The 6,096-nt window shown below is 66.4% G+C and carries 6 protein-coding genes; 3 read left to right on the top strand and 3 right to left on the bottom strand.

Going from position 1 to position 6,096, the window contains the following annotated elements; all coding sequences use genetic code 11:
- Positions 1-242: 242 nt before the first annotated feature.
- Both ACGLHR_RS27060 and ACGLHR_RS27055 read right to left on the bottom strand, forming a co-directional pair.
- Entirely contained in the window at positions 243-1,061 is an 819-nt protein-coding gene (locus tag ACGLHR_RS27060) for an alpha/beta hydrolase (RefSeq protein ID WP_400097237.1), read from the bottom strand.
- A gap of 121 nt (positions 1,062-1,182) precedes the next feature.
- The gene (locus ACGLHR_RS27055) at positions 1,183-1,842 is read right to left on the bottom strand and encodes a helix-turn-helix transcriptional regulator (protein WP_400097235.1); all 660 of its coding nucleotides are present in this window, start codon (positions 1,840-1,842) and stop codon (positions 1,183-1,185) included.
- Positions 1,843-1,970: 128 nt separating this feature from the next.
- Between ACGLHR_RS27055 and ACGLHR_RS27050 the strand changes: the two genes are divergently transcribed.
- Positions 1,971-2,426, top strand: coding sequence for a RidA family protein (locus tag ACGLHR_RS27050; protein ID WP_400097233.1), 456 nt, complete (start codon positions 1,971-1,973; stop codon positions 2,424-2,426).
- Between the two features lie 33 nt (positions 2,427-2,459).
- On the opposite strand, the gene ACGLHR_RS27045 is transcribed toward ACGLHR_RS27050, so the two are convergent.
- Positions 2,460-3,416, bottom strand: coding sequence for a LysR family transcriptional regulator (locus ACGLHR_RS27045; RefSeq protein WP_400097231.1), 957 nt, complete (start codon positions 3,414-3,416; stop codon positions 2,460-2,462).
- A gap of 295 nt (positions 3,417-3,711) precedes the next feature.
- On the opposite strand from ACGLHR_RS27045, the gene ACGLHR_RS27040 reads away from it, so the two are divergent.
- On the top strand, positions 3,712-4,635 hold the full coding sequence (locus ACGLHR_RS27040) for an alpha/beta hydrolase (protein ID WP_318238152.1): 924 nt from the start codon (positions 3,712-3,714) through the stop codon (positions 4,633-4,635).
- 146 nt (positions 4,636-4,781) lie between these two features.
- On the top strand, positions 4,782-6,053 hold the full coding sequence (locus ACGLHR_RS27035) for an efflux RND transporter periplasmic adaptor subunit (protein WP_400097229.1): 1,272 nt from the start codon (positions 4,782-4,784) through the stop codon (positions 6,051-6,053).
- Positions 6,054-6,096: the final 43 nt, after the last annotated feature.

The raw sequence follows: 6,096 nt of genomic DNA, 5'->3' as shown, positions 1-6,096 counted from the left end.
CTCGCTTTACGAACCATCGCACATCCTTCTACACGAGGAACGTGCCTATTATTACATTATTGAATTAGAAATGGAATAAGACAGCGACGGCGCGGTCCACCGGGGAGGCCACTTGCTTATCCTAGCACTCGCTCCGGTGTAACCAGCAAGGCGTTTTTCCAGGTGCGCATGGTGGTTGCAACGGTGTGTCATTCCGTTGTCATGAGCTTGTCACGGCCTTGTCACGATGGCTTGCTGGAGCCTTACTTTTCCGCCATCCACCGTGCCACGGCCTGCACCACTTGCGGCTCGATGCCATTGAATCCGTGATACGCCATGGCCTCGCACGGGTCTCCCACATTGTTCCCACCGTCAAAGTGGATCAAGCCTGCTTTGGGGGCCTTGGCGAGCTTGTCCATCAGTCCTTGCACCTCGCTGTACGGGCACTGCTTGCAGCCGTCCTGTTCGTGATGGACGACGAGCACGGGTACCTTGATCTTATCGAGATCCATGGCGGGCACCGCCCGGCCGCGCTCTTCGCGCAGGATGGTGGAGGTCAGCACGATACCGTCGGGGCCGCCGCCAGTTGCCAACCGGATGGCGATGGCGGCAACGGACTGGGTGCCGCGGCTGGTGCCTACCAGCCAGACTGGCAGGTTGGTGCGGTTGCGCAGCCAGGCGATCACGGCCTTGGCGTCTTCGGCATGTTCGGGGGTCTGGCGAAAGCCATTGAGGTAGGGCGGCGTGAGCCGGTCGCTCGGGGCGTCGATGACGGCTACCGCGAGCCCGTTGTCGACGAAGGCCTGGCGTGCGCGCACGACGAAGTTGCCGGCGCCCCAGCCAAAGCTGCCGTTGGGGAAGATCTGCAGGCCACCGTGCCCGCCGGCGTAGAGGATCACCGCAGCCGTGGGCTGCGCGGGCGCCAGATACAGGAAGCGCTGCGTCACGCCCGGGCGGGTCGGGATGTCGACCACCTGCGGTGCCGTCTGTGCCCGCGTTGCCAGCGTGCAGAGCATCAGCGTGAGGCAGAGTGTGGCCCGGCGCAGCCATCCCTGCGGTGCGTTTGGTTGGCGGCAAGGCATGGGTTGTCTCTCCGGGGTTCGAATTGGCTGGCGGGCACGACGACCGTGGCTGAGGAGCAAGATAGCATCGGCGGCCGGGGTGACCAATCCGCGCTAACACCAGCTAGGTCGTCCATGCCGCCTATGCCGTTACGCTGACCCGGTACACGCAGCGGCGCGCGTTGCTCAGCAGATGTTCTTCGCGCGTGACTGTCGCTTGCGTGCCGATGACTTCCTGGAAGATCCGCAGCTCTGCCCGGCAGAACCCCTGGCAGGTCTGCGCGGCGGCGCAGATCGGGCAATGGTCTTCGATCAGCAGCCAGTCCGCGCCGTCTTGCTCAAGGCGCGCCATATAGCCTTCGGCCTTGCGCAGCGCGGCGAGCGTGGCTAGCCGCTGCGGCAGATCGCCCTGGCCGGCGACTGCCGCGAGATATTGCGCGCGGGTTTCGGCCTCGCGCTGGCCGATCAGCTTGTCCATCCCTTCCTCGCCGAACAACTGCCGCACCGATCCGATCAACTGGATGGTGAGTTGCGCGTGGGTATCGGGGAAGCGGCCATGCCCGCTGGCGGTGAGGGTCCAGTCCTGGCGTGGCCGGCCTGCGCCGCTGGCACTTTGCTGGCGGCCCTCTATCAGCCCGGCGGCAAGCAGCTTCTGCACCTGCTGGCGTGCGGCCTCGGCCGTGCCGCCCAGCGCCTGGGCGATCTGCGTGGTCGATGCCGCGCCCTTGGTCTTCAGCAGGAACAGGATGCGATCACCCGGAGACCCTGTAGGGTTATCCAAGTTATCGTTTGCATAATTCATGGGTGCGCCCTAATATCCAAAAACTGTCTTGGATATTAGGGCAGGCGGGCTGCAATGTCGAGTCCGCCTTTGCATCCGGCCAGGCCGATCATTGCTGTCTCATTGTTATCTCTCAAGGAAATCGTCCTATGCAAGTCACGCGCACACAACAAGCATCGCGTCAGCTCACCATGCTCAACCCGCTTGGTCTCTATGATCCCAGCGCCAACGGTTACTCCCATGTAGCCATGGTCGCGCCTCGCGCGGGCCTGGTCTGCGTGGCCGGGCAGGGTGGGGAGCACGCGGATGGCAGCCTGCCCGACAGCTTCGAGGCGCAGGTGCGCCAGGCGTTCGACAACCTGGGCGTGGCGCTGGCCGCCGCGGGCTCGCAACTGCGCCATGTGGCCAAGCTGACGGTGCTGGTGGTGGATCACGACGAGGCGCGCCTGCGCGTGTTGGCGGCGGCGGTGGAGCGGGCCTGGGGCGATGCGCCCAAGCCGGCGTGCACCCTGATTCCGGTGCCGCGGCTGGCGCTTGACGGGATGTTGTTCGAGGTGGAGGCGCTGGCCGTGGCGGATGGCTCAACCACCCCCGGCGCGGCGTAGCCAATGCCTACGCGCAGTAGGCCGGTGTTGCGCTCAGGCCGCCAGCTTGGGTTGCCGGGATGGTTGAGGCTGTCCCGCCTGGGTCTCACCGAACTGCGGATGGCGCGCGAACAGCTCGGCGGCCCAGTTGACGAACACGCGCACCTTGGCCGACAAGTGGCGGTTCTGCGGGTACATCGCCGCAATCGGCAGCGAGTCCGTGGGCCAGTCGGGCAGCACTTCGACCAGGCGGCCGCTTTCCACATAGGGCAGCGCCATGGCGCGCGAAATGCGGGCGATGCCGTGGCCCTCCAGCGCGCAACCCAGGTAGACGTCGGCATCGTTGGTGGAAATGGCCGAGGGCAGCAGCATTTCCGTACGCTGCTCGCCTTGGCCGAGCGGCCACGGTATTTCGCGGCCGGTGCGGTTGGACAGGTAGTTCACGGCGCGGTGCTGCATCAGGTCGCTGGGCTGGGTGGGCGTGCCGTTGCGCTTGAGGTAGACCGGCGAGGCGTAGAACGCCAGGCGCAGCTGGCCGATGCGGCGCGCCACCATGGTGTCGTCCACCGGGTCGCCCACGCGCAGCACCACGTCCACGCCTTCCTTGAGCAGGTCGATGGGCTTGCCGTTGATGGTGAGCTCCATCTTGAGCTCGGGGTAGGCGGCAAAGAATTCGTGCAGCTTGGGGATCAGCACCATCTGCGCCAGCCCGGCGGTGGTGTCCACGCACAGCGTGCCGCGCGGCGTGTTGTTCTGGTGGGTGAGGGATTGCTCGGCTTCCTCGACGTCCGCCAGGATCCGCACGCAGCGCTCGTAGTAGGCGGCGCCGTCGGTGGTGACGCTGATGCGCCGGGTGGTCCGGTGCAGCAGCTTCACGCCGAGGTGGGTTTCCAGGTTCTGGATCAGGCGGGTGAGCGTGGCCTTGGGCAGGTCCATCGCCTCGGCCGCGCGCGCAAAACTGCCCACATCCACCACGCGGGTGAAGGCCTGCATTGAGACGAGACGATCCATGTTCACTCCCCGGGATAAGGAAACAGGCAGGTCTGGCCGGCGGGGCATGCACCCGGGTAGGGTGCAGCCCGGCGTGGCCCAGGACAGACTGCGCGGCTGCGGAAGTGCGGGAGTGGAGCACAAAATGGATGACCTTGCACTGCGAAGGGTCTCCCGTGCGCCACATGGCCGATTATTTCACCGGAGAAACAGTGCATTGGTAAAGCCTCGCTTTATCCCACCTTTATCAACCACCATAATTCGCTGCATCGCAATGTGCAATGGATGCGTCGTTAACGCGCCGCAAGTGACCGACATGTCGCCTACGCAATCGAAAGCCGCCGCCGCAGCCTCCGCCGCCGAACTGGCAGAGGGGCGCGTGACCGAGCACGCGGTGGAAAGCTGTGGGCGCACGATCACGGTGCGCCTGAGCTACCCGCCGGGCTACCCGGAGGGCAAGGCCGCACCGCTGCTGCCCTGGCTGATCTACCTGCATGCGGGAGGTTTTGTCGACGGCAGCCTGGAGAAATCCCAGCGCCTGGCGCGCTCGCTGGCGGTCACGGTGCCTGCTGTGGTGGTCACCCCGGCGTATTCGCTGGCGCCCGATTTTCCGTTCCCGGCGGCGCCGGAGGACGTGTTCCATACCGCTGAGTGGGTGCTGCGCCATGCGCGCCGCCTGAAGGTGGACAAGCTGCGCTTTGCCCTGGTGGGCGAAGAGGCGGGCGGCAACCTGGCGATCGCGCTGTCGCAGATGCTGCGCGACCGCGGTTTGCCCGAGCCGCGCGCGCAGTGGCTGATCCGCCCGGTGACGGACCCGTGCCTGCAGCACGCCTCGGGCGCGGTCGGGCAGGACGGGCGCAGCGTGCCGCTGGAAATGCTCCAGCGCCTGGCGGGCTACTACCGCGATTACCTGCCGACCCCGGCCGCCAGCGTGCATCCCTACGCGGCGCCGGCGCTGGCCTCGCGGCTGGCCGGCCTGCCGCCCACATTTGTCCAGGTGGCAGAGGAAGATGCATTGCGTGCCGAAGGCGAGGCCTTCGTCAGCCGCCTGCAGACGGCCGGTGTCCCGGCGCAGGCCCAGATCATGGCCGGTGCCTGTGGCGCCGGCGTGGAAGTGTCCCACGACCGATGTCAGGTGTGGATAAACGAAGGCGCGCGTTACCTGCAAGGCTATTTTGCCGGCGACGACGACGCCTCACCCAGGACCGAACGCCAGACAGGAGCCAGCCCGCCCGGCTGATCTTCGGGTTACCACTAAAGCCCAAGCCGGCCTGCGAGAAGCAGGCGGTCCGGGCGCGCTCCCTTTGCGCGCTCCGGCGGGGGCGTTCGTCTTTTTTTTGCTTTCCAGTTGAAGAAAACCCGCAGACGGAATACGGAGTCAAGAAAATGAATCAGCAAACTCGACGCACCATGATTGCCCTGGCCATCGTCGCTGTGCTCGGGGCTGGCCTGGCCACCTCGATCTTCAAGCCCTGGCACGCCGGTGAGGCGCAGGCCGTGCCTGGCCCGGCAGCACCTACCGCCGTGGACGTGGCAGCCGCACTGGGCAAGACCATCACCGAATGGGATGAGTTCTCCGGCCGCCTGGAAGCGGTAGACCGGGTTGAGATCCGCGCCCGCGTTGGCGGCACCATCGACGCCGTGCACTTCCGTGAAGGCGCGCTGGTCAAGAAGGGCGATCCGCTGTTTACCATCGACCCGCGTCCTTATGCCGCCGAGGTGGCGCGCGCCGAAGCCGCGCTGGCCGCCGCGCAAGTGCGTGCCGGCCACGCGCAGACCGAGCTGGCCCGCGCGCAGCGGCTGGTGCAGGACAACGCGGTATCGCGCCGCGAGTTCGATGAGCGCGACAACGGCTCGCGTGAAGCCATCGCCAATGTGCGCGCCGCGCAAGCCTCGCTGGAAGCGGCTCGCCTTAACCTGACTTATACGCGGATCACCGCGCCGGTCAGCGGGCGCGTATCGCGTGCCGAGATCACGGTTGGCAACCTGGTGGCGGCCGGCGCCGGCACGCCGGTGCTGACCACGGTGGTGTCGGTCTCGCCGGTGTACGCCAGCTTTGAGCTCGATGAGCAGACCTACCTGCGCTATACGGGGGACAAAGCGGCCGGCGCGTCCGGTGGCGAAGGTGGCCAGTCCAAGCTTCCGGTGTTCCTGGGCCTGGCCAACGAAGATGACTATCCGCGCGAGGGTCGTATCCAGTCGGTGGACAACCGGCTCGACACCAAGAGCGGCACCATCCGCGTGCGTGCCGTGTTCGACAACCCGGACGGCCGCTTGCTGCCGGGGCTGTATGCGCGCGTCAAGCTCGGCGGCGGCTCGCCGCATCCGGTGGTGCTGATCAACGACCGCGCCATCGGCACTGACCAGGGCAAGAAGTTCGTGCTGGTGCTGGATGGCGCCAACAAGCTGGCCTATCGCGAAGTCACGCTCGGGCCGTCGTTTGATGGGCTGCGCGTGATCCGCCAGGGTTTGAAGGCCGACGAGAAGATCGTGGTCAACGGGCTGCAGCGTGTGCGCCCCGGTATCACGGTCGCGCCCAAGCCGGTCGATATGGCGTTCAAGCGCGAACTGGACCAGCGTGGCGAATCGGCTGACCGCAAGCAAGCGGCCACCGAGAAGACCACGGACAAGGCGGCCGATGGCAAACCGGTGACCTGAGTTGTGACCCGCGTGCGCTGAATCCGCTGAGGGTTCGCTCCCC

This window comes from Cupriavidus sp. CuC1, from assembly GCF_044627735.1.
Lineage (GTDB): Bacteria > Pseudomonadota > Gammaproteobacteria > Burkholderiales > Burkholderiaceae > Cupriavidus > Cupriavidus ulmosensis.
This window is presented reverse-complemented; position numbering and strand designations above follow the sequence as displayed.